We start from the raw sequence: 21,634 nt of genomic DNA, 5'->3' as shown, positions 1-21,634 counted from the left end.
CACCAGCGGCCAGGCCAGCGTCGCACCGGTGCCATCGCCGCATTCCATGCCCAGTTCGAGCAGCGCCGCGGCGTGGAAGAGCTGCAGCGCCTCGTCCAGGCCGCGATGGGTGGTGCTGCGGCAGAAGACGGCGTAGTCGGTCACCGGCGGGGCGATCATCGAGGCCACCTTCAGCGCCGCGCAAGCCGGAATGCCGTCGACCAGGATCAGTTGGCGCTTGGAGGCCGCGACCAGCATCGCGCCGACCATGACCGCCAGTTCGAAACCGCCGAACGCCGCCAGCACCGCCATCGGCTCCTGCACGTCGCGGTGACGCGTCTGCGCGCCCTGCAGCACCAGCATCAAGTGGGACAGCTCCTCGTGCGGCATGTCCGGGCCGGTGATGACGAAGTCCTGCACCGGCATGTCCATCAGGCGGGACAGCACCAGCGCCGAGGCCTCCAGCGATCCCTGCCCCAGGCCCGCGCACGCGATCACGTTGCCGGCCAGGTTGTCGGAGATCTCCATGCCGACGCGCACGCCCGCATGGGCCTGGTCCAGCGTCATCGCCGGGCCGGCGCGCGAATTGCGGGTGCCGTGCGCGATCTTGCGTGCGAGCAGCCGCTGCTGCGGGCTCAGCGGTTCGGCGATGCCGCAGTCGACGACCGTGACATGCATGCCCTGGTTGCGCGCGAAGACGGTGGCGGGCAACCGGTGCTGCAGCGCGAGCAGCGCCTGCTCGCGCGTGCTGCGGCCGTTGGGCAATGCGATGCCGTCGACGGCCAGGCCGTGGTCGGCGGCGAAGAGCACCAGCGTCGGATCACGGAACTTGGGCGTCTGCGTGGCCTGGATCAGGCCCAGCCGCACCGCGAGCGGCTCGAGTTCGCCCAGGCGGCCGGCCAGCGCACAGCGGCGCTCGAGGCGCTGGCGCAGGGCGCGCTCCAGTTCCGGGTTGGCCGTCGGCGAGATGAGGGACTGATGAATGGACATGGGGACCGCCATTCTCGGTCCGCGTCGGGGGACGGCCATCGGCAATTGCCCAGCCGCGCCGTGCCTGCCCCCTGTCCGTGGGGCAGTGGGTGGCGTCGAGCCATCACCGCCGTCAGCTCAGCGCCCGGCCGGTCACAGCCGCTTCACGTGCGGCCGGGTTCAGCGCAGGAACAGGCGGTAGACCGGGTTGTCGGTTTCCTCGGTGTACGGATAGTTCAGCTGGTCGAGGAAGGTCTTGAACGCCTTGCCGTCGCCCTTGGGCACCTGCAGGCCGACGAGGATGCGGCCGTAGTCGGCACCCTGGTTGCGGTAATGGAAGAGGCTGATGTTCCAGTCCGGGCTCATGCTGGACAGGAAACGCATCAGCGCGCCGGGCCGCTCGGGGAAGATGAAGCGGAACAGGCGCTCGTTCTCGGCCAGCTCGGTCCGGCCGCCGACCATGTGGCGCACATGTTGTTTCGCCAGTTCGTCGTCGGTGAGGTCGACCGTCGGGAAGCGGTGCTTCTCGAAGCTGCGGGCCAGCTTGTCGGCTTCCTCGCGCTTGGCGATGGAGACGCCAACGAACACGTGCGCCTCGTTCCGGTCCGAGATGCGGTAGTTGAACTCGGTGACGCTGCGGCCACCGACCAGTTCGCAGAACCGGCGGAAGCTGCCGCGCTCCTCGGGGATGGTGACGGCGAACAGCGCCTCGCGCTCCTCGCCGACCTCGGCGCGCTCGGCCACGAAGCGCAGCCGGTCGAAGTTCATGTTCGCGCCGCAGGTGATGGCGATGTAGGTTTCGCCCTTGGTCCCGTGCTGCGCCGCGTACTGCTTGATCGCGGCGACGCCCAGACCGCCGGCCGGCTCCAGGATGCTGCGCGTGTCGACGAAGACGTCCTTGATCGCGGCGCAGACGGCGTCGGTGTCGACCAGCACGTAGTCGTCGACCAGCTCGCGGCAGATGCGGAAGGTTTCCTCGCCCACCAGCTTCACCGCGGTGCCGTCGGAAAACAGCCCGACGTCGCTGAGCGCGACGCGCTTGCCGGCGCGCACCGAGCGCACCATCGCGTCGGAATCCTTGGTCTGGACACCGATGATCTTGATCTCCGGCCGCACCGCCTTGATGTAGGCCGACACGCCCGCGATCAGGCCACCACCGCCGATGGCCACGAAGATGGCGTCGATGGGCCCCGGGTGCTGGCGCAGCAGCTCCATCGCGATGGTGCCCTGGCCGGCGATGACGTCGGGGTCGTCGAAGGGATGGACGAAGCTCAGGCCTTGCTCGCGCTCCAGTTCGAGCGCGTGGCCGTAGGCGTCGGTGAAGGATTCGCCGGCCAGCACTACCTCGCCGCCCAGGGCCTGGACGGCGTCGATCTTGACCTTGGGCGTGGTCACCGGCATCACGATCACGGCCCGGCAGCCGAGTTTCTTCGCGGACAGGGCCACGCCCTGCGCGTGATTCCCGGCGGACGCGCAAATCACCCCCCGGGCCAATTGCCCAGGCGCGAGATTTGCCATCTTGTTATAGGCGCCCCGCAGTTTGAAGCTGAATACTGGCTGCTGATCCTCACGTTTCAGCCAGACCTTGTTGCCGATGCGCTTGGAGAGATTGCGGGCGGCGTCGAGGGAGGTTTCCTGCGCGACCTCATACACCTTCGCGTTAAGAATCCGTTGCAGATAACTCTGATCCGCAGGGAGTAACGCCGGGTGCTGCGCCGCTGGGCGCTTCGAGACGGTCTTGCGCGATGCGCGGCGGGTGCCGGCCATGGAATTCCCTCCAGTTCCCCTTGACCGCGCGGGACGCGCCGACCATCGGGCGGACGATGATAGCGAGGGTTTGTCCGGGGCGCGGTGGCTCGCCAGCGGCGCGGCGCGGGCGCGCTTTCGCGATTGGAGGAGCAAGCCTTGCGGCTGGGCGGGGCCGACGAGGGACGAAAAAAAGCCCGAGGCTTGTGGCCTCGGGCTGAATCCACCATGGAGGCGGTGGAGGAGACAATCGGTGCGGGGCTGACCCCACGGGTGGGGTAGCGCTGTCGCATGCCTAGAATTCTAGGGCGATGCATGTTGCGCTGCAATATTTTTCGAGGGCTTCGACCATGGAGTCGGGCCTCTAAATGCGCAAAATCACCGCCAGAGTCGATCGCTGCAACATGGCGGGGATCGAAAAAACGGGGTCAGGGTGCCGAAGGCGCCCGACCTGGCCCATCGAACCAAGGAACGACGAATGGAATGCACGATCAACTGGATGGGCGCCGATGGCATGAGCTTCATCGCGGAAACCGGCAGCGGCCACATGATCAACATGGACGGCTCTCCGGAGGGCGGTGGCCGCAATCTGGCGCCGAGGCCGATGGAAACGGTGCTGGCCGGGACGGGAGGCTGCACGGCCTATGACGTCGTGCTGATCCTGAAGCGCGGCCGCCACGACGTGCGCGGATGCCAGGTCAAGCTGAGCGCCGATCGCGCCGAGTCGGATCCCAAGGTGTTCACCAAGATCCACATGCACTTCGTGGTCACCGGCAAGGGGCTGCCCGAAGGGGCGGTCGAACGCGCCGTCCAGCTGTCCCACGAGAAATACTGCTCCGCCAGCATCATGCTGGCGAAGACGGCGGAAATCACGACATCGGTGGAGATCGTCGAGGCGTGAGCCGCAGGAGGAGCGCCTTGAGCGCCCTCGCTCCCGTCCGCTCTACTATCTAGAGAGGCGCTTCAAAGGTGGTGGGCGGTTCGCGTCATCACCTTGGCGGCCATGCGCATCAGGCCCCGCACCGGGCGCGGCAGGTCGATGCCGCCGCGGTCACGCGCCTCTTCGGCGTGGCGCGCCTCCTCTTCCTTCATCCGCGCAACGATCGCCCGGGAACTATGGTCGCCATCGGGCAGGCGTTCCAGATGGCTGGCGAGGTGGGCTTCCACCTGCCGTTCGGTCTCGATGACAAAGCCCAGGCTGACCTTGTCTCCGACCAGTCCTGCGACCGTCCCGATCGCGAAAGCGCCGCCGTACCAGAGCGGATTCAGCAGGCTGGGTCGGTCATTGAGCGCGCGCAGTCGGTCCGCGCACCAGGCGAGGTGATCGATTTCCTCCTGGGCGGCGTGCTGGAGATGCTCGCGAAGTTGCTCGTCGCGGGTGCTCAGCGCCTGGGCGCGATACAGCGCCTGGGCGCAGACCTCGCCGACATGGTTGACCCGCATCAGCGAAGCCGACAACCGACGCTGACCTTCGTCGAGCGCCTCGTCCGGGGCGGTCGCCTGCGGCGCCGGGCGCGACATCGGCGCGACGCCCGCCAACGTCTTCAGGCTTTGGTCCAGCGTGGATATCCACGCGTCCATGCGGGTGAAACTGCGCGCCGGGTGTCGGGTCTGAAATTGCATCGTGAGCGCATACCGTGGCAAATGAGCCTTCAGTTTAGAAGGGCAGCGTCAAGCGATTCCCCGGCGCTGTCTGATCCTTTGTGCGAATGCGTGATGACACATTTTTTTAACCTCATACGCGTTGCTTCGGACCAACGAAATCAGGACTTTTACGGGGTGGCTGCTGGTCAGGCGGGATCGGACCTGTTGCAATACACCACAGCTTCATTGCAGGAGCTTGGTTTGCGGACGATCTACCGACCGCGACCTCATTGAAGATCTAGGAGTCTCTAATGAAGAAATCTCTCGTCGCGCTGGCTGTGCTGGCTGGTTTCGCCGGTGCCGCTGCCGCTCAATCGTCCGTCACCCTGTTCGGCGTGATCGACGTCGCAGCCCGTTACACGAAGGCCAACGGCCAGGATACGAAGCAGCTGTCGAACGACGGCAGCAGCTCCAGCCGTATCGGCGTCCGTGGCGTCGAGGACCTGGGTGGCGGCCTGAAGGCCGGCTTCTGGCTGGAAGGCGCCCTGGCTGCCGACACCGGCACCGCCGACAGCTCGCGCTTCTGGGGCCGTCGCGCCTCGGTGAGCCTGATGGGCGACTTCGGTGAAGTCCGTCTGGGCCGCGGCAAGACCTCGACCCGCCTGGTCGTCGACGACTTCGACGTCTACACCACGACGGGTCTGGGCGACGTGACCCGCCTGTACTCGACCTTCGGCCTGAGCACCAGCCTGTACGACACGAACAACCGTGCCGACAACCTGGTCCAGTACTTCCTGCCGAGCGATCTGGGCGGCGTGTACGGCTCGTTCGACGTGGCTGCCGGTGAAGGCGCCCAAGGCAAGAAGATGTACGGCGGCCGTCTGGGCTACAAGGCGGGTGACCTGAACGTTGCCGGCGGCTACCAGACCACCGACACGCTGAACACCAAGTTCAAGCAGCTGTCGCTGGGTGCCTCGTACGACTTCAAGGTTGTGAAGGTCAGCGGCCTGTACAGCCAACTGAAGCTGTCGTCGTTCAAGCAGAACATCTACACGATCGGCGCCGTGGTGCCGGTGACGGCCGCCGGCTCGGTGACCGCCCAGTTCAGCAAGGCTTCGACGAACAGCGCCGCCGACGCGCTGATCACCGCCCCGTCCGCGACCAACGCGACGCCGATCAACGGCGCTGGCGACTCGAAGGCCTTCACGATTGGCTACCAGCACAATCTGTCGAAGCGCACGGCTCTGTACTCGACCGCCTCGTACATCAAGAACGACGGCAACGCGAACTTCCGCGTTGGCAACAATGCCGTTGCTGCTGCTCGCGGTGGCAAGTCGGGCGGCCTGGACGTCGGTATCAAGCACAGCTTCTGATCCCCGGATCAGCGCGCTGCGCAACGAAGGCCGCCCCTCGGGGCGGCTTTTTTTCGTCTGTGCCGTCCGTGCGGTACGCGGGTGCGGGGCCAGGGCTTGCGTCGGGCGATCAAGCTCTGTCGCCGCAACGCACCGTTGTTGATTTTGTGAATAGTGATCGCGGGTTTTCCCTCTGTCTGGTCGTCACAAACTTGACAGGGTTTGCTCGCGTGGGCGATGTGCAACACAGCGCGTCTCCGTTTGAAGGCTTCGCTGAGAATCGATCACGGCGACCAAACCAAATCAAAGGAGACATCACATGAAGAAAGCCGCCTTGGCGCTGAGCATCCTGGCAGCCAGCACCAGCGCCGCCTGGGCCCAGTCGAGCGTCACGCTCTACGGCATCGTGGACGTCGGTCTGCGCTGGACCAGCAATGCGAACGTGGGATCTTCCGAGAAGCAGGTGATCCCCGGCGGCATGTCGCAGAGCCGCCTCGGGGTGAACGTCACCGAGGACATGGGTGGTGGCCTGAAGGCGATCGCCAACCTGGAACACCGTCTGAACTCCGACACGGGCACCGTCGCCGCAGCGGACTTCTGGCGCCAGTCGTGGGTGGGCATCCAGTCGAGCGATTTCGGCCGCCTCACCCTGGGTCGCCAATACAACATCCTGTTCGACATCTACACGTCGACCTACGCCTCGTTCAAGTACTCGCCCTACATCGAGGCTTACAAGCCCGAGATCGGCCTGTCCATGGGCGCCCGTCAGGACAACATGGTGAAGTACCTGTTCGAGACCGGCCCGGTGCGCGGCGAAATCCAGGTCTCGGCCGGTGAAGGTAACTCGCAGAACAAGTCCTACGGCGGCATGCTGCGCTACTCGCAGGGCCCGATCGCCTTCGGCGGCGCGTACCTGCAGGTCGAAGACACCCTCGGCAAGAAGGTCAAGGGTTACACCGCGGGCGGCGGCTACACGGCCGGTCCCTGGTACGTCAACCTGTCCTGGGCGACCAACAAGTTCGATCGGGGTGGCCTGCTTGGCGCGGCCTACACCTCGGGCCTGCTGGGCAACGTGCTGAATGCGGCGGCGAACGATGTGCGCAAGCGCGACATGATCTCGGTCGGCGCGACCTATCAGCTGACCCCGCAGCTGAACCTGGGCGGCCACTATTGGTACGCGACGCAAACGCACTACAGCGCGGCGCTCGCCAACACGAAGAGCAAGGGCCACTACCTGGCCTTCGTGGCGGACTACGCCTTCTCCAAGCGCACCGACGCCTATGTCGAGCTGGACTACACCAAGCATGACGGTGCGGTCCGCTTCGCCAACGGCGCTGAAAAGCGCGGCGGCGCCATCGTCGGCATGCGCCATCGCTTCTGATCCCGGCATGCAGGCGCAACCCGCGCTCGCTGGCCACTTGGAAAACCGCCTTCGGGCGGTTTTTTCGTTGGCGCGCGACGGTGAGACGACGTCGCGTTCATGCTGCGTTAAGGAGTAACCCACTTGCCGGGCGCTGGACGCTCCTCGATGATCGTTGACTTCTGAAGCGTCTTGCCTCCGGGGTCAGGTCGTGCCAGGGCAGGCCACGAGCCGACTCGCCCAAGCCGTCGCCGGAGGCCATCGTCCATGCTGGTTTTCATTCTTCGCCGCCTGGCGCAGGCCGTTGTCGTCATGCTGACGGTGGCCTTCATCGCCTTCATGCTGTTCCAGTACGTCGGCGATCCGGTCAACAACCTGCTCGGACAGGACGCTACGCCGGAGCAGCGCGAGCAACTGCGCAAGGATCTGGGCCTCGATCAATCCTTCGCCGTGCAGTTCGCGCATTTCGCCGGCAATGCGGTGCAGGGCGAGTTCGGCGTGAGCTTGAAGCAAGGCCGCAAGGTCTCGGCGCTGATTGCTGAGCGGTTCCCCGCGACGCTCGAGCTGTCCGCCACGGCCGCGGTGATCGCGCTGGTGTTCGGCATCCCGCTGGGCGTCTACGCCGCGCTGCGGCGCGGCAGCTTCGGCTCGCAGGTGCTGATGACGCTGTCGCTGCTGGGCGTGGCGCTGCCGACCTTCCTCATCGGCATCCTGCTGATCCTGATCTTCGCGGTGCAACTGGCCTGGTTGCCAAGCTACGGCCGAGGCGAGGTCGTCATGTTCGGCGCCTGGAGCACCGGCCTGCTGACGACCGATGGCCTGCGCCACCTGTTGCTGCCGGGCATCACGCTGGCGGTGTTCCAGCTGACGCTCATCATGCGCATCGTGCGCGCCGAGATGCTGGAAGTGCTGCGCGCCGACTACATCAAGTTCGCGCGGGCCCGCGGCCTGAGCGACCGCACCATCTACTTCGGTCATGCGCTGAAGAACACGTTGGTGCCGGTGATCACGATCACCGGGCTGCAGCTGGGATCGCTGATTGCCTTTGCGATCATTACCGAGACCGTGTTTCAATGGCCCGGCATGGGCCTGCTGTTCATCCAGGCGGTGCAGTTTGCCGACATCCCGGTGATGGCGGCCTATCTGTGCCTGATCTCGCTGATCTTCGTCGTGATCAACCTTGTCGTCGATCTGCTGTACTTCGCCGTCGATCCGCGCTTGCGCGTGAGCGGCGGCGCGCATTGACATGAACGCTCCGGAGCACCTGACCGCCACCGCGGCGGGCACCTACCAGCGGCTGTTCGAGGCGCGCGGCGAGCTCGTGGCCTTGCGCCGCGAGCTGCACACGATGCCGGAACTCGGATTCGAGGAGCACCGCACGGCGGCCCGCATCGTGCAGGCGCTCAAGGCCTGCGGCGTCGACGAGATCCACCAGGGCCTGGGCCGCACCGGCATCGTCGCGACCATCCATGGCCAGCCCGTGCCTGGCGCGGCGCCCGACGCGAAGCCGCGCCTCTTCGGCCTGCGCGCCGACATGGACGCGCTGCCGCTGCGCGAGCAGAACGACTTCGCCTGGCGCTCGTCGACACCCGGCCTGATGCATGCCTGCGGGCACGACGGCCACTGCGCGATGCTGGTCGGCACGGCGCGCTACCTGGCGCAGACCCGGCGCTTCGCAGGCACCGCGGTGCTGGTGTTCCAGCCCGGCGAGGAGGGCTACGGCGGCGCGCGCGAGATGATCGCCGACGGTCTGTTCGAGCGCTTCCCGGTCGAGGCCATCTATGCGATGCACAACTGGCCGCATCTGCCGCCGGGCAAGATCGGCCTGAACCGCGGCGCGATGATGGCCGCGGCGGATCGGGTGACCATCACCATCCAGGGCCGCGGCGGCCATGGCGCGCATCCGCACCTGAGCGTCGATCCGGTGCTGATCGCCGGCCACGTGATCACCGCGGTGCAAAGCCTCGTGTCGCGCAACATCGCGCCGATCGAGCAGGCGGTGGTCAGCCTGTGCTCGATGCAGGCCGGCGAATCGAGCGCCTTCAGCGTGATTCCCGAGATGGCCCAGATCACCGGCACGGTCCGCAGCTTCAAGCCCGAGGTGCAGCAACTGCTCGAGGAGCGCATGACGCGGCTGGTCGAATCGGTGGCGCTGGGTTTCGGCGCGAGCGCGAAGGTCGACTACCAACGCCTGTATCCCGCCACCATCAACAGCGCGGCCGAAGCCGACTTCGCCGTGCGTGTGGCCCAGTCGCTGGTCGGTGCCGAGAACGTCGACGACAAGCTGGTGCCGAGCATGGGCTCCGAGGACTTCGCCTTCATGCTGCAGGCCCGGCCCGGCGCCTACCTGCGACTGGGGCAGGGCGGTCCTTGCGGTCTGCACCAGCCGCGCTACGACTTCAACGACGAGATCCTGCCGCTGGGCTCCGCGCTGTTCGCGGCGCTGGTGGAGCAGGGCCTGCCTCTCCCGCCGCATTGAGCGGACGCCGCGCGTTCCGCTCGCCATCGATCCGACAGCCCGCTGCCCGCATTCCCGAATGACCGCCTCACTTCCCCCTTCGCCGGCCTCCGGCGCGCCGGCTGCCCGGCCGCCCAACGCGCTCAGCCGCTTCTTGGACGGCGACGTCTGGCACTCGTTCACCCACTCTCCGACGGCGATGGTCGCCGCCTTCGTCGCCCTGTGCTGCGTGGTCTGTGCGCTCTTCGCGACCTGGATCGCGCCGCACGATCCCTTCGACCTGTCCGCGCTGGAGCTGATGGACTCGCGCCTGCCACCGGCCTGGATCGAGGGCGGTTCCAGCAAGTACCTGCTGGGCACCGACGACCAGGGCCGCGACCTGCTCTCCGCGATCATGTACGGCGCCCGCATCTCGCTGCTGGTGGGTGTGGCGTCGGTGATCCTGTCGATGATCATCGGCGTCGGGCTGGGACTGCTGGCCGGCTTCGTCGGCGGCAAGGTCGACGCCTTCATCATGCGCATCTGCGACGTGATGCTGTCCTTCCCGTCCATCCTGATCGCGCTGCTGATCGACGGCATCGGTCGCGTGGTCTTCAAGGACGCGCACGACACGCTGGCCTTCGCCGTGCTGATCCTGGCGATCGCGCTGACCGGCTGGGTGCAGTACGCGCGCACGGTGCGGGGCTCGACGCTGGTCGAGCGCAACAAGGAATACGTGCAGGCCGCGCGCGTGATCGGCGTCAAGCCGCTGGCCATCATGTGGCGGCACGTGCTGCCCAACGTCACCGGGCCGGTGCTGGTGCTGGCGACGCTGCAGGTGGCGTCCGCGATCCTGACCGAGGCGACGCTGTCCTTCCTCGGCGTCGGCGTGCCGCCGACCAGTCCGTCGCTGGGCACGCTGATCCGCATCGGCAACGACTTCCTGTTCTCCGGCGAATGGTGGATCACCATCTGGCCGAGCGCGATGCTGGTGCTGATCGCGCTGTCGGTGAACCTGCTCGGCGATTGGCTGCGCGACGCGCTCAATCCCCGCCTGCGCTGATGCTTCGATGGACGTCCCCATGACCGCAGCTCTCCTGCAAGTCCGCCACCTGCGCGTGGAATTTCCGACCCGCCGCGGCACGCTGCTGGCGCTGGACGACGTGTCCTTCGACATCGCGCCGGGCGAGGTGCTCGGCGTCGTCGGCGAGTCCGGCGCCGGGAAGTCGCTGACCGGCTCCGCGATCATCGGTTTGCTCGAACCGCCCGGGCGCATCGCTGGCGGCGAGATCCTCCTCGAGGGCAAGCGCATCGACAACCTGCCCGCCGACCAGATGCGGCGGATCCGCGGGCGACAGATCGGCGCGATCTTCCAGGATCCGCTCACTTCGCTGAACCCGCTGTACACGGTGGGTCGCCAGTTGGTGGAGACCATCACGACCCACCTGGGGCTGACGGCCAAACAGGCACGCGCCCGCGCGATCGAGTTGCTGGCCGCGACCGGCATTCCGGCGCCCGAGGCTCGGGTGGACCAGTACCCGCACCAGTTCTCCGGCGGCATGCGGCAGCGCGTGGTGATCGCCCTGGCGCTGGCGGCGGATCCGAAGCTGATCGTGGCGGACGAGCCGACGACCGCGTTGGACGTCTCCATCCAGGCGCAGATCATCGCCTTGCTCAAGCGGGTATGCCGCGAGCAGGGCGCGGCGGTGATGCTGGTCACCCACGACATGGGCGTCATCGCCGAGACTTGCGATCGCGTGGCAGTGATGTACGCCGGGCGCGTGGCCGAGATCGGTCCAGTGCAGGAGGTGATCCATCGCCCCGGCCATCCCTACACCTCGGGCCTGATGGGCTCGATCCCGGCGATGGACGAGGACCGCGAGCGGCTGGTGCAGATCGACGGCGCGATGCCTCGCCTCAATGCGATCCCGACCGGCTGCGCCTTCCATCCGCGCTGCCCGAAAGCCTTCGATCGCTGCCATCAGCAGCGCCCTGAACTGATGAAGGCCGCCGCCACCGACGCGGCCTGCTGGCTGCACGCGGCTGACCTAGCCACCGTGCAGGGAGGTGTTGCATGACCGTGATGACGGAGACGTCCCACTCGATGGGCGCCAAGGCGGCGACGACGACGCCCGGCACCGCGCTTGTCGAGGTGCGCGAGCTGGCCAAGACCTTCGACGTGTCGGCCCCGTGGCTGAACCGCGTGGTCGAGCGCAAGCCGCGGCAGTTCGTGCATGCGGTGGACGGCGTCAGCTTCACCATCGAAAAGGGCCGCACGCTCGCACTGGTCGGCGAGTCCGGATGCGGCAAGAGCACCGTCGCCCGCCTGCTGGTCGGCCTGTACACCCCGACGCAGGGCGAAGTGCGCTTCGACGGCGAGGACATCGCGACCACGCTGAAAGGCCCGAAGGCACTGGCCTTGCGACGCCGGATGCAGATGATCTTCCAGGACCCCTATGCAAGCCTGAACCCGCGTTGGAAAGTGCAGGACATCGTCGCGGAGCCGCTACGCGAGCACGGCCTGGTGCGCGATACCGACGGACTCAAGCGCCGCGTCGGCGAGTTGCTGCAGTCCGTGGGCCTCTCGCCAGCCGACGCGGAAAAGTTCCCCCATCAGTTCTCCGGCGGGCAGCGGCAGCGCATCTCGATCGCCCGAGCACTGGCCACAGAACCAGAGTTCCTCGTCTGCGACGAGCCCACCTCCGCGCTCGACGTCTCAGTCCAGGCGCAAGTCCTCAACATCATGAAAGACCTGCAGCGCAAGCAGGGACTGACCTACCTCTTCATCTCCCACAACCTCGCCGTGGTGCGGCATGTCGCAGACCAGGTCGGCGTGATGTACCTCGGCCGGCTGGTGGAACAGGCAGACAAGCGGACACTGTTCGCCGCGCCGCGCCATCCGTATACGCGCATGCTGCTGGACGCGATTCCCGACATCCACATGTCAGGACGGGCGCGGACACCCGTTCAGGGAGAAGTGCCGAATCCGCTCAATCCCCCCAGCGGGTGCAGCTTCCATCCGCGGTGCCCGCATGCGAATGCGCGCTGCAGTGCGGAGCGGCCCAAGCTGCTGGCACTCAACGGCGTTCGGGTCGCTTGCCATGCGGTGGAGGAGGGGAGGATCTGATGACCGGGGCCTACTTCGGCTGGTGAGCGGCGTGGGCAGGGCCGGGGCCGGCGACTCCCGTCGTGCCTCAGGCGCTCAACTCCCGCCGCTCGCCTGCGGCTCGCTTTGGTCAGACAGAACGCGCCCAGTCAGTCTGGACGGCACGACTTCGTCGCCGGCCCCGGCCCTGCCCACGAAGTGAGAACGAGGACTTCGGTGAGGACGGCGAGGACTTCGAGAGGGTGGGCGGGGCGGGGTGAGATGGCGTCAGTTCGGGGCGCTGGCGGCCGAGGCGGCTGGCTGCGCGGGAGCGGCGGCGGCCGCGGGCGGGTGCTTGGCGTGCTGGGGGAGCTGCAGCGGGCGCTTCTGGCCGCAGGCCGTGAGGGCCAGCGCGGCGCACAACATCAAGGTCGTCAGGGCCTTGGAGGCGCCACGACGAGCGGGCCGGCAGGCTGCGCCTACACTTCGCGTCTTCACGTTCTTCATGGGCTCGCAGTCTAGCGAGTCCGCCTCCCGCTGCACATGACCGCTACCCCGCTGACCGACGCCGAATACGACGCACGCACCGACGCCGTGCTGGCCAGCATCGAATCCACGATCGACGCCTGGCTCGACGACGACGTCATCGACGTCGACCAGCATCGGACCGGCGGACTTCTGGAACTGCAGTTCCCGGATCGCAGCAAGATCGTCGTGAACACGCAGCCACCGCTGCACGAGCTCTGGCTCGCGTCGCGTCGCGGCGGCTACCACTTCAAATTCGTCGACGGCCACTGGCGCGATACCAAGGACGGCCAGGAATTCTTCGCCCGGCTGTCCGAGGAAGCCTCCCACCACGGCGCCAAGGCGCTGAAGTTCATCGGCGTCTGATTGCCCACCTCGGGATGCCTGCGCCGCAAGGCCCGGCATGAGCACAGCATGAAAAAGGCGCCCCGCGGGGCGCCTTCGCATTTGGGGGCGGCCAGGCCGCTCAGCGCTTGAAGAGGTCGAGGATGCTCTTCTTCTCTTCCTCGGTGCCGGAGGTTGGCACGTGCTCCTCGTTGCCGAGCGCCTTCACCCCGTTGTTGTTGGTGAACTCGTCGTAGAACCACTCGCCATTGACGTTGACCACCCCTTCGGGTGGCTGGATCTCCTGCACCGGGGTGTTGCGCAACGCGTACTGCATGAACTCGATCCACACCGGCAGCGCGAGACCGCCGCCGGTCTCGCGGTCGCCCAGCTTGCGAGGCTGGTCGTAGCCGATCCAGACGACCGAGACGAGGTCCGGCTGGAAGCCCGCGAACCAGGCGTCCATCGAATCATTGGTGGTGCCGGTCTTGCCGTAGATGTCGGGCCGCTTGAGCGTGGCCTGCGTGCGTGCCGCCGTCCCGCTGCGCGCCACCTCCTGCAGCAGGCTGTCCATCAGGAAGGCGTTGCGCGGCTCGATTGCGCGCTGCGAATCCTCGAAGGGCTTCGCTTGCTGCTGATACAGCACGCGTCCGGCGTGGTCGGTGATGCGCTGCACCAGTTGCGGCGCGATCCGGTAGCCGCCGTTGGCGAACACTGAATACGCCTGCGCCATCTGCATCGGCGTCACCGAGCCGGCGCCCAGTGCCATCGTGAGGTAGGCCGGGTGCTTGTCCGCATCGAAACCGAAGCGCGTGATCCAGTCCTGCGCGTACTTGACGCCCACCGACTGCAGCACCCGAATCGACACCATGTTCTTGGACTTGGCCAACGCTCGCCGCAGCGGCATCGGGCCATCGAACTGGCCGTCGTAGTTCTTCGGCTCCCAAGGCTGGCTGCCCGTGGTCGTGGCGTCGAAGAACAGCGGGCCGTCATTGACGATGGTGGCGCCGTTGAAGCCCTTTTCCAGCGCCGCCGAATAGATGAACGGCTTGAAGCTCGAGCCCGGTTGTCGCCACGCCTGCGTGACGTGGTTGAACTTGTTCTTGTTGTAGTCGAAGCCACCCACCAGCGCGCGCACGCTGCCGTCCTTCGGACTGAGCGCCACCATCGCGCCCTCGACTTCCGGCAACTGGGTGATCGTCCACTCGTCCTTGTTGTTCTTGACCAGCTTGATCACACGGATCACTGCGCCGCGTCGGATGCGCGTCTTGGGATTGCCCTTTTCGGACAGGCCGGAGGTCGCCGGCTTGAGACCATCGCCGGTGATCGTCACCGACTCACCGCTCTGCAGCGCCGCCACGACCTGCTTGGGGCTGGCTTCCAGCACCACGGCCGCCAGCAACTCGTCATTGGCGGGGTGGTCGGAAAGCGCCTCGGCAATCCGGGTGTCCAACTCCTTGGGGTCGGCCGGCAGGTCCACGTAAGCCTCGGGACCGCGATACACCTGCCGCCGCTCGTAATCCATGATCCCGCGGCGCAGCGCCCGGTAGCCGCGCTCCTGTTCGTCGGCATGCAGCGTCAGGTAGACGTTCAGGCCGCGGGTGTAGGCCTCGTCGCCGTATTGGCTGAAGATCAGTTGGCGCGCCAGCTCGGCCACGTACTCGGCGTGGCTGGCCGCTTCCTGCGGCGGGCGGATGCGCAGCTTTTCAGCCTTCGCCTGGGCGTGCTGCTCGGGCGTGATGAAGCCCATTTCCAGCATCCGATCGATGATGTATTGCTGGCGCAACACTGCCCGGCGCGGATTGTTGATCGGGTTGTAAGCAGATGGTGCTTTCGGCAACCCGGCCAGCATCGCGGCCTCGGCGATGGACAGATCCTTGAGCGGCTTGCCGAAATAGACCTCGCTGGCCGCCGCGAACCCGTAGGCCCGGTGTCCCAGGAAGATCTGGTTCATGTAGATCTCGAGGATCTTCTCCTTGGGCAGCGCGCTCTCGATCTTCAGCGCCAGCAGGATCTCGTAGATCTTGCGGGTGAAGGTCTTCTCGGTGGAGAGATAGAAGTTGCGGGCCACCTGCATCGTGATGGTGGACGCCCCCTGGCTCTTGGACTCGCTGACGTTGGCCAGGCCGGCACGGATCACGCCCAGGTAATCCACGCCACCGTGCTGGTAGAAGCGCGCGTCCTCGATGGCCAGGATCGCGTCCTGCATCACCTTGGGGATCTCGCGGATGTCGGAGTAGCTGCGGCGCTCCTCGCCGTACTCGGCCAGCAACTGACCCTCGCTGGAGAGCACGCGCAGCGGGAGCTTGGGGCGGTAGTCCGTCAGCCCGCTGATGTCGGGCAGTTGCGGATAGGCAATCGCCAGGGCCATGCCCACCAGCAGCACCACCGCGCCCGCGCCGGCCAGGATCAGCCCGACCAGCCATCCCAGCGCTCGAACGAACCAGGGACGCCGGGCTTTGTCTCCCCCCTTGGCCTTCTTGCGGGGGGAGCCGCCCTTGTCTGGCTTGGAAGCGGCGCCCTTGCCGGCATCGGAGGGGGCGTCGAAGGAGGGTTCGTTGTCGGAGGAATGCTTCGAGGGCATGGGCCGGAGTGTGCAATCTTGCGTGCCTGGCCGCGCCCTATCAGGGCCTCTACGGGTGACGATGCGGGCCGCGAGCGGCGATTATAGGAACGGCCTCGGAGCCGGCCCGACGCGTCCCGGACCACCACCCTTGACTGTTACAGGAGTTGTCGGGACTTTCGCGGACACTGCGCGGCTGCCTTTTCCTCCCCGCGAGACATCCCTCACAAGGTGGTCGAAAGGGGAATTGGGCAAAGCGGAAATCTGCCGCGAAACCGTACGGAATGGGGTGTCGAAAGCGCATTTTTCGACGCTTTACCACCCCTCGGTGGCGTGTATGTTACGCAACGCTGCGTTACTTGCTGTGACCGCTTTGCCTTGGGCTGACAAAGGCTTTGCTGATAGCATTCAAGTAACTTATTAACAAACCGGCGCATGAGCGGCGCGTTGGGGGAACGCATCATGGGGCTGTTGGATCTACTGCGCGGACGTGCGCATCCACCCATGATTGGCCTGGACATCTCATCGTCCAGCGTCAAGCTTGTGGAATTGAGTCAAAACTCGAGTGGCGAATACGTTTTGGAACGTTTCGCGACCGAGCCATTTGAAAAGGGTTGGATTACCGACGGCCAGATCGAGAAATTCGACGAGGTCGCGGACGCGGTCCGGCGGGTGGTCACCCGCAGCGGCAGCCGCACGCGGCAGGCCGCGCTGGCGATGCCGCAGAGCTCGGTGATCACCAAGAAGATCATGCTTCCCGCGGGGCTCCGCGAGGAAGAACTCGAGCTGCAGGTCGAGGCCGAAGCCAACCAGTACATCCCGTTCTCGCTGGACGAGGTGTCGCTGGACTTCTGCGTCATCGGCCCCAGCCCCACATCGGTGGGCGACGTCGAGGTGCTGATCGCCGCGTCCCGCAAGGACCGCGTGCAGGATCGGCAGGCGCTCGCGGAGGCTGCCGGCCTCAAGCCCGTCGTGCTGGACATCGAGTCGCATGCTTCCCGCATGGCGGTGGGTCGGCTGGTCGAGACGCTGCCCAACGAGGGCAAGGACGCGCTCGTCGCGCTGTTCGAGATCGGCGCCGACACCACCTCGCTGAAGGTGCTGCGCGACGACGAAATGCTCTACGACCGTGACCAGGCCTTCGGCGGTTCGCAGCTGACGCAGCTGATCTCGCGCCAGTACGGCTTCTCGTTCGAGGAGGCCGAGCAGAAGAAGCTCAGCGGTGAAATGCCTGATGACTATGAGCCCCAGGTGCTGACGCCGTTCGTCGATTCCCTGTCCCAGGAGATCGGCCGGGCGCTGCAGTACTTCTTCACCAGCACCCCGCACCACAAGGTCCACTACGTGATGCTGGCCGGCGGCACGGCCACGCTGCCGGGCCTGAAGGAACGGGTGACCGAACTGACCGGCTTTGCCTGCATGGTGGTGAACCCGTTCGAGAACATGGTGCTCGGGTCCGCGGTGCGCGAGTCCAAGCTGCGCCGTGAAGCCCCTGCGTACCTGACGGCCTGTGGCCTCGCCATGCGGAGGTTCTTTCAGTGATTCTGATCAACCTGCTCCCGCACCGCGAGGAGAAGCGCAAGCGCCGCAAGGCCGCGTTCTTCGTCGGGCTGGGAATGTCCTTCGTCGTCGGTCTGCTGATCGCCGCGTTCATCTACCTGCTGCTGCAGCAACTGACCGCCGCCCAGGCGGAGCGCAATGACTATCTGAAGGCCGAGATTACCAAGCTCGACACGCAGATCAAGGACATCGCGACGCTGCGCGCCGAGATCGAGGCACTGCGTGCCCGCCAGCGCGCGGTGGAAAACCTGCAAAGCGATCGCAACACGCCGGTTCACCTGCTCAACGAGCTGGCCCAGTTCACGCCGGAAGGGGTGTTCCTGCAGTCGGTGCGTCAGACCAACAAGGTCGTCGTGATCGCCGGCGTGGCCGCGTCCAATGAGCGCGTGTCCGAGATGCTGCGCAATCTCAGCCGTGCTGAATGGGTCGAAGCTCCGGATCTCGTCGAGATCAAGGCCGCGCCGGTGAACCCGCGCGATCCCCGCCGCCTCTACGATTTCTCGATCAAGGTCGGCATCAAGAGCGCGAATCCCGAAGCCGCCGCGGGCGCGGCCAGCGGCGCCGGTGCCGCGCCGCAGAAGTCGTGAGGACCCCATGGCAACGTTGAAAAACCTGGACCTCAACGCCTGGTTCGCGGACTTCTCCAGCCAGTTCCAGAACCTGAACATGCAGGAGCCCGGCCAGTGGCCGCCGGCGCCGCGTTACGTGTCGTTCATCGTGGTGGCGCTGCTCACCGTCGTGCTGGGCTGGTTCGCGGTGCTGTCGGATGAGCAATCGGCGCTCGACGCCGAGCGCGAGAAGGAACCCCACCTCAAGGAAGACTTCAACAACAAGCTGACGCAGGCGGTGAACCTGCCGGAGCTACGCAAGCAGAAGAGCCAGGTCGAGGAGTACGTCCTGCAGCTCGAGAAGCAGCTGCCCGGCAAGGCTGAGATGGATGCGCTGCTGTCGGACATCAACCAGGCGGGCCTGGGCCGAGGGCTCCAGTTCGAGCTGTTCCGTCCGGGTGGCATCGTCATGCGTGACTACTACGCCGAGCAGCCGATCGCGATCAAGGTGACGGGCCGCTATCACGACATCGGTTCGTTCACCGCGGACGTGTCCAACCTGTCCCGGATCGTGACGCTGCACGACATGTCGATCCTCGCGCCCGGAGCGACCGGCGGACAGAACGCGCCGCCGCGCACCGACACCAACGCGACCCTGACGATGGAAGCCACCGCGCGGACCTATCGCTACCTCGACCCCAACGAGGTCGCGGAGCAGAAGAAGGCTGCGGCGGCCGCGGAGAAGAAGAAATGATGCGCCTCGTTCGCTCTTCCGACCGCACGCGAGGCCTGCTGGGTCTCGTCCTGGTCGGTGCCGCCCTGGCGGGCTGCTCCGCTGGAACCGACGAACTGCAGCAGTGGATGGACGAGCAGCGCCAGCAGACGCGCCCGACCGTCAAGCCGCTGACGCCGCCCAAGACCTTCCAGCCGCAGCGCTATGAGGCGCTCGCGGTGGTTGACCCCTTCAGCACCCAGAAGCTGACGGTGGCGCTTCGGCGCGAGGCGGCGCAGCCCAGCTCGCTGCTGGCGGCCGAGATGAAGCGCCGTCGCGAGCCGCTGGAAGCCTTCCCGCTGGACAGCATGGCCATGGTCGGCAGCGTCTCGCGCGAGGGTCGTCCTTACGCGCTGCTGCGGGTCGACAACCTGCTGTATCAAGCCCGGGTCGGTGATTACCTGGGCCAGAACTTCGGCCGCATCACCAAGATCAGCGAGACCGAAATCACGTTGCGAGAAGTCGTCCAGGACGCTGCGGGCGAATGGATTGAACGCACCAGTACTCTCCAGCTTCAGGAGCAGGGACGATGAAGAACACTGTTGTGGAGAACGCTTCGATGAGCGTCCAGACGAGGGAACGAGCCGGGCGCGCCAAGCGCTGGCAAGCACTGGCCTGCGCGATGAGCCTGGCGGTGCTGATGCCGGTGCAGGCCTGGGCCCAGAACATGATCCGGTCGATCAGTTCGACCCAGCAGGGCGGCGCCGACATCGTGCGCATCGAGCTCGCGAAACCCCTGACCGAACTGCCGCGCGGCTTCGCCGTGCAAGCGCCGCCGCGCATCGCGCTGGACCTGCCGGGCGTCTCCAACGGCATGGGTCGCAATGCGGTCGAGATCAACTCCGGCAACATGCGCTCCGCCAATGTGGCGCAAGCGGGCGATCGCAGCCGCGTCGTGCTGAACCTGCGTCAGGCGAGCACCTACCGCGCGCAGCTGCAGGACAACTCGCTGCTGATCTTCCTGGACGCCGCGCCGTCGGCCGCGACGGTCGCCGCCGCGGGCCCCACCACGGCGACCACCGAGCCGGTGCATTTCGCGCCGAGCCAGAACTCGACCACGCAGGCTCTGCAGGACATCGACTTCCGTCGCGGCAATGATGGCGCGGGCCGCGTCGTGGTGAACCTGCCGAGCAGCCAGGTCGGCGTGGACATCCAGCAGCAAGGCCAGAACCTGGTGGTCGAGTTCCTGCGCAGCGCGCTGCCGGAACGCCTGCGCCGCAAGCTGGATGTGACCGATTTCGGCACGCCGGTGCAGACGGTGACGGCAACCCAGCAGGGTGACCGCGTGCGCCTGGTCGTCACGCCCAAGGGCGTGTGGGAGCACAGCGCCTACCAGAGCGACAACCAGTTCGTGCTGGAAGTGCGGCCGCAGAAGGTCGACCCGAACAAGCTGACGCAAGGCCCGGGCTACAGCGGCGACAAGCTGAGCCTGAACTTCCAGAACATCGATGTGCGCGCGCTGCTGCAGGTCATCGCCGACTTCACCAACTTCAACGTGGTGACCAGCGACACCGTCACCGGCAACGTGACCCTGCGACTCAAGGACGTGCCTTGGGACCAGGCACTGGACATCATCCTGCAGGCCAAGGGCCTGGGACTGCGCAAGTCCGGCAACGTGCTGTGGATCGCCCCGAAGGAAGAGCTGGCCAACAAGGAGAAGGCCGAGCTCGAGGCCAAGCAGGCCGTGGCCCAGCTGGAACCGCTGCGCACGCAGTCCTTCCAGATGAACTACACCAAGGCCGAGGAAGTGGCCAAGGGCCTGACCGGGCAGAACAACCAGGGCGGCAGCAGCAGCGCGAACGCGTCGCGCATCCTGTCGCCGCGTGGCAGCGTGATCTGGGAGACCCGCACGAACCAGCTGTTCGTCAGCGACATCCCGTCCAAGCTGGAAGAGATCCAGGCGCTGATCGCCAAGATCGACGTGCCGGTGCGTCAGGTGCTGATCGAGGCCCGCATCGTCGAGGCCGACGACAAGTTCGGCCGCGCGCTGGGTGTGAAGCTGGGCGCCTCCGACCTGCGGGGCCGCCAGGGCGGCATCCCGGGCTACAACGTCGGTGGCAGCAACTACGTGACGATCGGCGGCAATTACTCCGCGGTCGGATCGCAGACCAACCAGCAGACGAGCTACAACTACAACGACTCGCAGTTCGTCAACCTGCCGGCGAACGTCTCGGGTGACGCCTTCGGCGGTGCGACGGCGGCCAACTTCGCGCTGTCGCTGTTCAGCGCCACGGCGAACCGCTTCCTGAACCTGGAGATCTCCGCGCTGGAGGCTGATGGCCGCGGCAAGGTGGTGTCGAGCCCGCGCGTCGTGACGGCGGACCAGACCAAGGCGCTGATCGAGCAGGGCGAGGAAATCCCGTATCAGCAGTCGACCTCGAGTGGCGCGACCTCGATCACCTTCAAGAAGGCCGTGCTGAAGCTGGAAGTCACGCCGCAGATCACGCCGGAAGGGAACGTCATCCTGACGGTGGACGTGAACAAGGACAGCCGCGGCACGCTGACCCCCCAAGGCTATGCGATCAACAACAAGCATGTGCAGACGCTGGTGCTGGTGGAGAACGGCGGCACGGTGGTGATCGGCGGCATCTACACGCAGGAAGACCTCGAGACCGAAAACAAGGTCCCGTACCTGGGCGATATCCCGCTGCTGGGCAACCTGTTCAAGAACAAGTCGCGCAGCTCGGCGAAGACGGAACTGCTGATCTTCATCACGCCGAAGGTGGTGAGCGATCGCGTCACGGCCACGCGCTGATCGCGGCGGCGCCTCGGGCGCCGCTTCGCTGCAACGGCCGTCATGAACCAAAGGGCGTTCGCGTGAGAAATGCCG

General features: G+C 66.3%; 19 protein-coding genes. 14 read left to right on the top strand and 5 right to left on the bottom strand.

What is annotated here, in order from left to right; translation table 11 throughout:
• Both FUT87_RS01025 and ilvA read right to left on the bottom strand, forming a co-directional pair.
• Window positions 1-969, bottom strand: a 969-nt coding sequence (locus FUT87_RS01025) for a nicotinate-nucleotide--dimethylbenzimidazole phosphoribosyltransferase (protein WP_147239793.1), incomplete at its 3' end; no start/stop codon positions are given.
• A gap of 159 nt (window positions 970-1,128) precedes the next feature.
• Entirely contained in the window at window positions 1,129-2,715 is a 1,587-nt protein-coding gene (gene ilvA / locus FUT87_RS01020) for a threonine ammonia-lyase, biosynthetic (RefSeq protein WP_091727275.1), read from the bottom strand.
• Between the two features lie 457 nt (window positions 2,716-3,172).
• On the opposite strand from ilvA, the gene FUT87_RS01015 reads away from it, so the two are divergent.
• The gene (locus tag FUT87_RS01015) at window positions 3,173-3,595 is read left to right on the top strand and encodes an OsmC family protein (RefSeq protein ID WP_147239792.1); all 423 of its coding nucleotides are present in this window, start codon (window positions 3,173-3,175) and stop codon (window positions 3,593-3,595) included.
• Between the two features lie 62 nt (window positions 3,596-3,657).
• On the opposite strand, the gene coq7 is transcribed toward FUT87_RS01015, so the two are convergent.
• Window positions 3,658-4,317, bottom strand: a complete 660-nt coding sequence (gene coq7 / locus FUT87_RS01010; protein ID WP_404935338.1) for a 2-polyprenyl-3-methyl-6-methoxy-1,4-benzoquinone monooxygenase — start codon at window positions 4,315-4,317, stop codon at window positions 3,658-3,660.
• A gap of 272 nt (window positions 4,318-4,589) precedes the next feature.
• Here coq7 and FUT87_RS01005 point away from each other — a divergent pair, with 272 nt between their 5' ends.
• From FUT87_RS01005 to FUT87_RS00975, 7 genes are all read left to right on the top strand, one after another.
• Window positions 4,590-5,651 carry a porin gene (locus FUT87_RS01005; protein ID WP_147239791.1) on the top strand — a complete coding sequence of 354 codons (1,062 nt, stop codon included), beginning with the start codon at window positions 4,590-4,592 and terminating at the stop codon, window positions 5,649-5,651.
• A 298-nt stretch (window positions 5,652-5,949) separates the two neighbouring features.
• Window positions 5,950-7,011 (top strand): porin, encoded by a 1,062-nt coding sequence (locus FUT87_RS01000; protein ID WP_091727259.1) that lies wholly within the window; start codon window positions 5,950-5,952, stop codon window positions 7,009-7,011.
• A gap of 246 nt (window positions 7,012-7,257) precedes the next feature.
• Entirely contained in the window at window positions 7,258-8,235 is a 978-nt protein-coding gene (locus FUT87_RS00995; protein WP_091727255.1) for an ABC transporter permease, read from the top strand.
• A gap of 1 nt (window position 8,236) precedes the next feature.
• Complete coding sequence (locus tag FUT87_RS00990) at window positions 8,237-9,469, top strand: M20 aminoacylase family protein (protein ID WP_147239790.1); 1,233 nt, start codon at window positions 8,237-8,239, stop codon at window positions 9,467-9,469.
• A 58-nt stretch (window positions 9,470-9,527) separates the two neighbouring features.
• Entirely contained in the window at window positions 9,528-10,490 is a 963-nt protein-coding gene (locus FUT87_RS00985; protein ID WP_091727247.1) for an ABC transporter permease, read from the top strand.
• A 19-nt stretch (window positions 10,491-10,509) separates the two neighbouring features.
• Entirely contained in the window at window positions 10,510-11,505 is a 996-nt protein-coding gene (locus FUT87_RS00980; RefSeq protein WP_147239789.1) for an ABC transporter ATP-binding protein, read from the top strand.
• Between the two features lie 26 nt (window positions 11,506-11,531).
• Window positions 11,532-12,554, top strand: coding sequence for an ABC transporter ATP-binding protein (locus FUT87_RS00975; protein ID WP_147239799.1), 1,023 nt, complete (start codon window positions 11,532-11,534; stop codon window positions 12,552-12,554).
• A 246-nt stretch (window positions 12,555-12,800) separates the two neighbouring features.
• On the opposite strand, the gene FUT87_RS29785 is transcribed toward FUT87_RS00975, so the two are convergent.
• The gene (locus FUT87_RS29785) at window positions 12,801-13,019 is read right to left on the bottom strand and encodes an LPS translocon maturation chaperone LptM (RefSeq protein WP_221213855.1); all 219 of its coding nucleotides are present in this window, start codon (window positions 13,017-13,019) and stop codon (window positions 12,801-12,803) included.
• 36 nt (window positions 13,020-13,055) lie between these two features.
• On the opposite strand from FUT87_RS29785, the gene cyaY reads away from it, so the two are divergent.
• Entirely contained in the window at window positions 13,056-13,403 is a 348-nt protein-coding gene (gene cyaY / locus FUT87_RS00965) for an iron donor protein CyaY (RefSeq protein ID WP_404932647.1), read from the top strand.
• A gap of 100 nt (window positions 13,404-13,503) precedes the next feature.
• On the opposite strand, the gene FUT87_RS00960 is transcribed toward cyaY, so the two are convergent.
• A complete protein-coding gene (locus FUT87_RS00960) occupies window positions 13,504-15,945 on the bottom strand; it encodes a penicillin-binding protein 1A (RefSeq protein WP_147239788.1) in 2,442 nt (813 codons plus the stop codon).
• A 441-nt stretch (window positions 15,946-16,386) separates the two neighbouring features.
• On the opposite strand from FUT87_RS00960, the gene FUT87_RS00955 reads away from it, so the two are divergent.
• Genes FUT87_RS00955 through pilQ form a run of 5 tightly spaced genes read left to right on the top strand, consistent with a single transcriptional unit; the run spans window position 16,387 to window position 21,559 of the window.
• Window positions 16,387-17,466 (top strand): pilus assembly protein PilM, encoded by a 1,080-nt coding sequence (locus FUT87_RS00955; RefSeq protein WP_091731533.1) that lies wholly within the window; start codon window positions 16,387-16,389, stop codon window positions 17,464-17,466.
• Window positions 17,463-18,071 carry a PilN domain-containing protein gene (locus FUT87_RS00950; RefSeq protein ID WP_147239787.1) on the top strand — a complete coding sequence of 203 codons (609 nt, stop codon included), beginning with the start codon at window positions 17,463-17,465 and terminating at the stop codon, window positions 18,069-18,071. The genes FUT87_RS00955 and FUT87_RS00950 overlap by 4 nt, the downstream gene beginning before the upstream one ends.
• Before the next feature lie 7 nt (window positions 18,072-18,078).
• Window positions 18,079-18,786: a type 4a pilus biogenesis protein PilO gene (locus FUT87_RS00945; protein ID WP_147239786.1), complete on the top strand. Its 708-nt coding sequence runs from the start codon at window positions 18,079-18,081 to the stop codon at window positions 18,784-18,786.
• Window positions 18,786-19,337 carry a pilus assembly protein PilP gene (locus FUT87_RS00940; protein WP_147239785.1) on the top strand — a complete coding sequence of 184 codons (552 nt, stop codon included), beginning with the start codon at window positions 18,786-18,788 and terminating at the stop codon, window positions 19,335-19,337. Before FUT87_RS00945 ends, FUT87_RS00940 begins: the two co-directional genes overlap by 1 nt.
• Before the next feature lie 26 nt (window positions 19,338-19,363).
• Complete coding sequence (gene pilQ / locus FUT87_RS00935; RefSeq protein WP_147239797.1) at window positions 19,364-21,559, top strand: type IV pilus secretin PilQ; 2,196 nt, start codon at window positions 19,364-19,366, stop codon at window positions 21,557-21,559.
• Window positions 21,560-21,634: the final 75 nt, after the last annotated feature.

Source organism: Mitsuaria sp. TWR114 (assembly GCF_007997345.1).
The sequence above is the reverse complement of the archived record's forward strand: the minus strand, read 5'-3'. Positions and strand labels throughout refer to the sequence as shown.

Bases quoted from the DNA above. Each gene is read 5' to 3' on its own strand.
- FUT87_RS00945 (WP_147239786.1), top strand. From the start codon at position 18,079: ATGGCAACGTTGAAAAACCTGGACCTCAACGCCTGGTTCGCGGACTTC.
- FUT87_RS00960 (WP_147239788.1), bottom strand. From the start codon at position 15,945: ATGCCCTCGAAGCATTCCTCCGACAACGAACCCTCCTTCGACGCCCCC.
- FUT87_RS01005 (WP_147239791.1), top strand. From the start codon at position 4,590: ATGAAGAAATCTCTCGTCGCGCTGGCTGTGCTGGCTGGTTTCGCCGGT.
- FUT87_RS01000 (WP_091727259.1), top strand. From the start codon at position 5,950: ATGAAGAAAGCCGCCTTGGCGCTGAGCATCCTGGCAGCCAGCACCAGC.
- FUT87_RS00975 (WP_147239799.1), top strand. From the start codon at position 11,532: ATGGGCGCCAAGGCGGCGACGACGACGCCCGGCACCGCGCTTGTCGAG.
- FUT87_RS00980 (WP_147239789.1), top strand. From the start codon at position 10,510: ATGACCGCAGCTCTCCTGCAAGTCCGCCACCTGCGCGTGGAATTTCCG.
- FUT87_RS01015 (WP_147239792.1), top strand. From the start codon at position 3,173: ATGGAATGCACGATCAACTGGATGGGCGCCGATGGCATGAGCTTCATC.
- FUT87_RS00990 (WP_147239790.1), top strand. From the start codon at position 8,237: ATGAACGCTCCGGAGCACCTGACCGCCACCGCGGCGGGCACCTACCAG.
- FUT87_RS00985 (WP_091727247.1), top strand. From the start codon at position 9,528: ATGACCGCCTCACTTCCCCCTTCGCCGGCCTCCGGCGCGCCGGCTGCC.
- ilvA (WP_091727275.1), bottom strand. From the start codon at position 2,715: ATGGCCGGCACCCGCCGCGCATCGCGCAAGACCGTCTCGAAGCGCCCA.
- FUT87_RS00955 (WP_091731533.1), top strand. From the start codon at position 16,387: ATGGGGCTGTTGGATCTACTGCGCGGACGTGCGCATCCACCCATGATT.
- pilQ (WP_147239797.1), top strand. From the start codon at position 19,364: ATGAGCGTCCAGACGAGGGAACGAGCCGGGCGCGCCAAGCGCTGGCAA.
- cyaY (WP_404932647.1), top strand. From the start codon at position 13,056: ATGACCGCTACCCCGCTGACCGACGCCGAATACGACGCACGCACCGAC.
- coq7 (WP_404935338.1), bottom strand. From the start codon at position 4,317: ATGCAATTTCAGACCCGACACCCGGCGCGCAGTTTCACCCGCATGGAC.
- FUT87_RS29785 (WP_221213855.1), bottom strand. From the start codon at position 13,019: ATGAAGAACGTGAAGACGCGAAGTGTAGGCGCAGCCTGCCGGCCCGCT.
- FUT87_RS00995 (WP_091727255.1), top strand. From the start codon at position 7,258: ATGCTGGTTTTCATTCTTCGCCGCCTGGCGCAGGCCGTTGTCGTCATG.
- FUT87_RS00940 (WP_147239785.1), top strand. From the start codon at position 18,786: ATGCGCCTCGTTCGCTCTTCCGACCGCACGCGAGGCCTGCTGGGTCTC.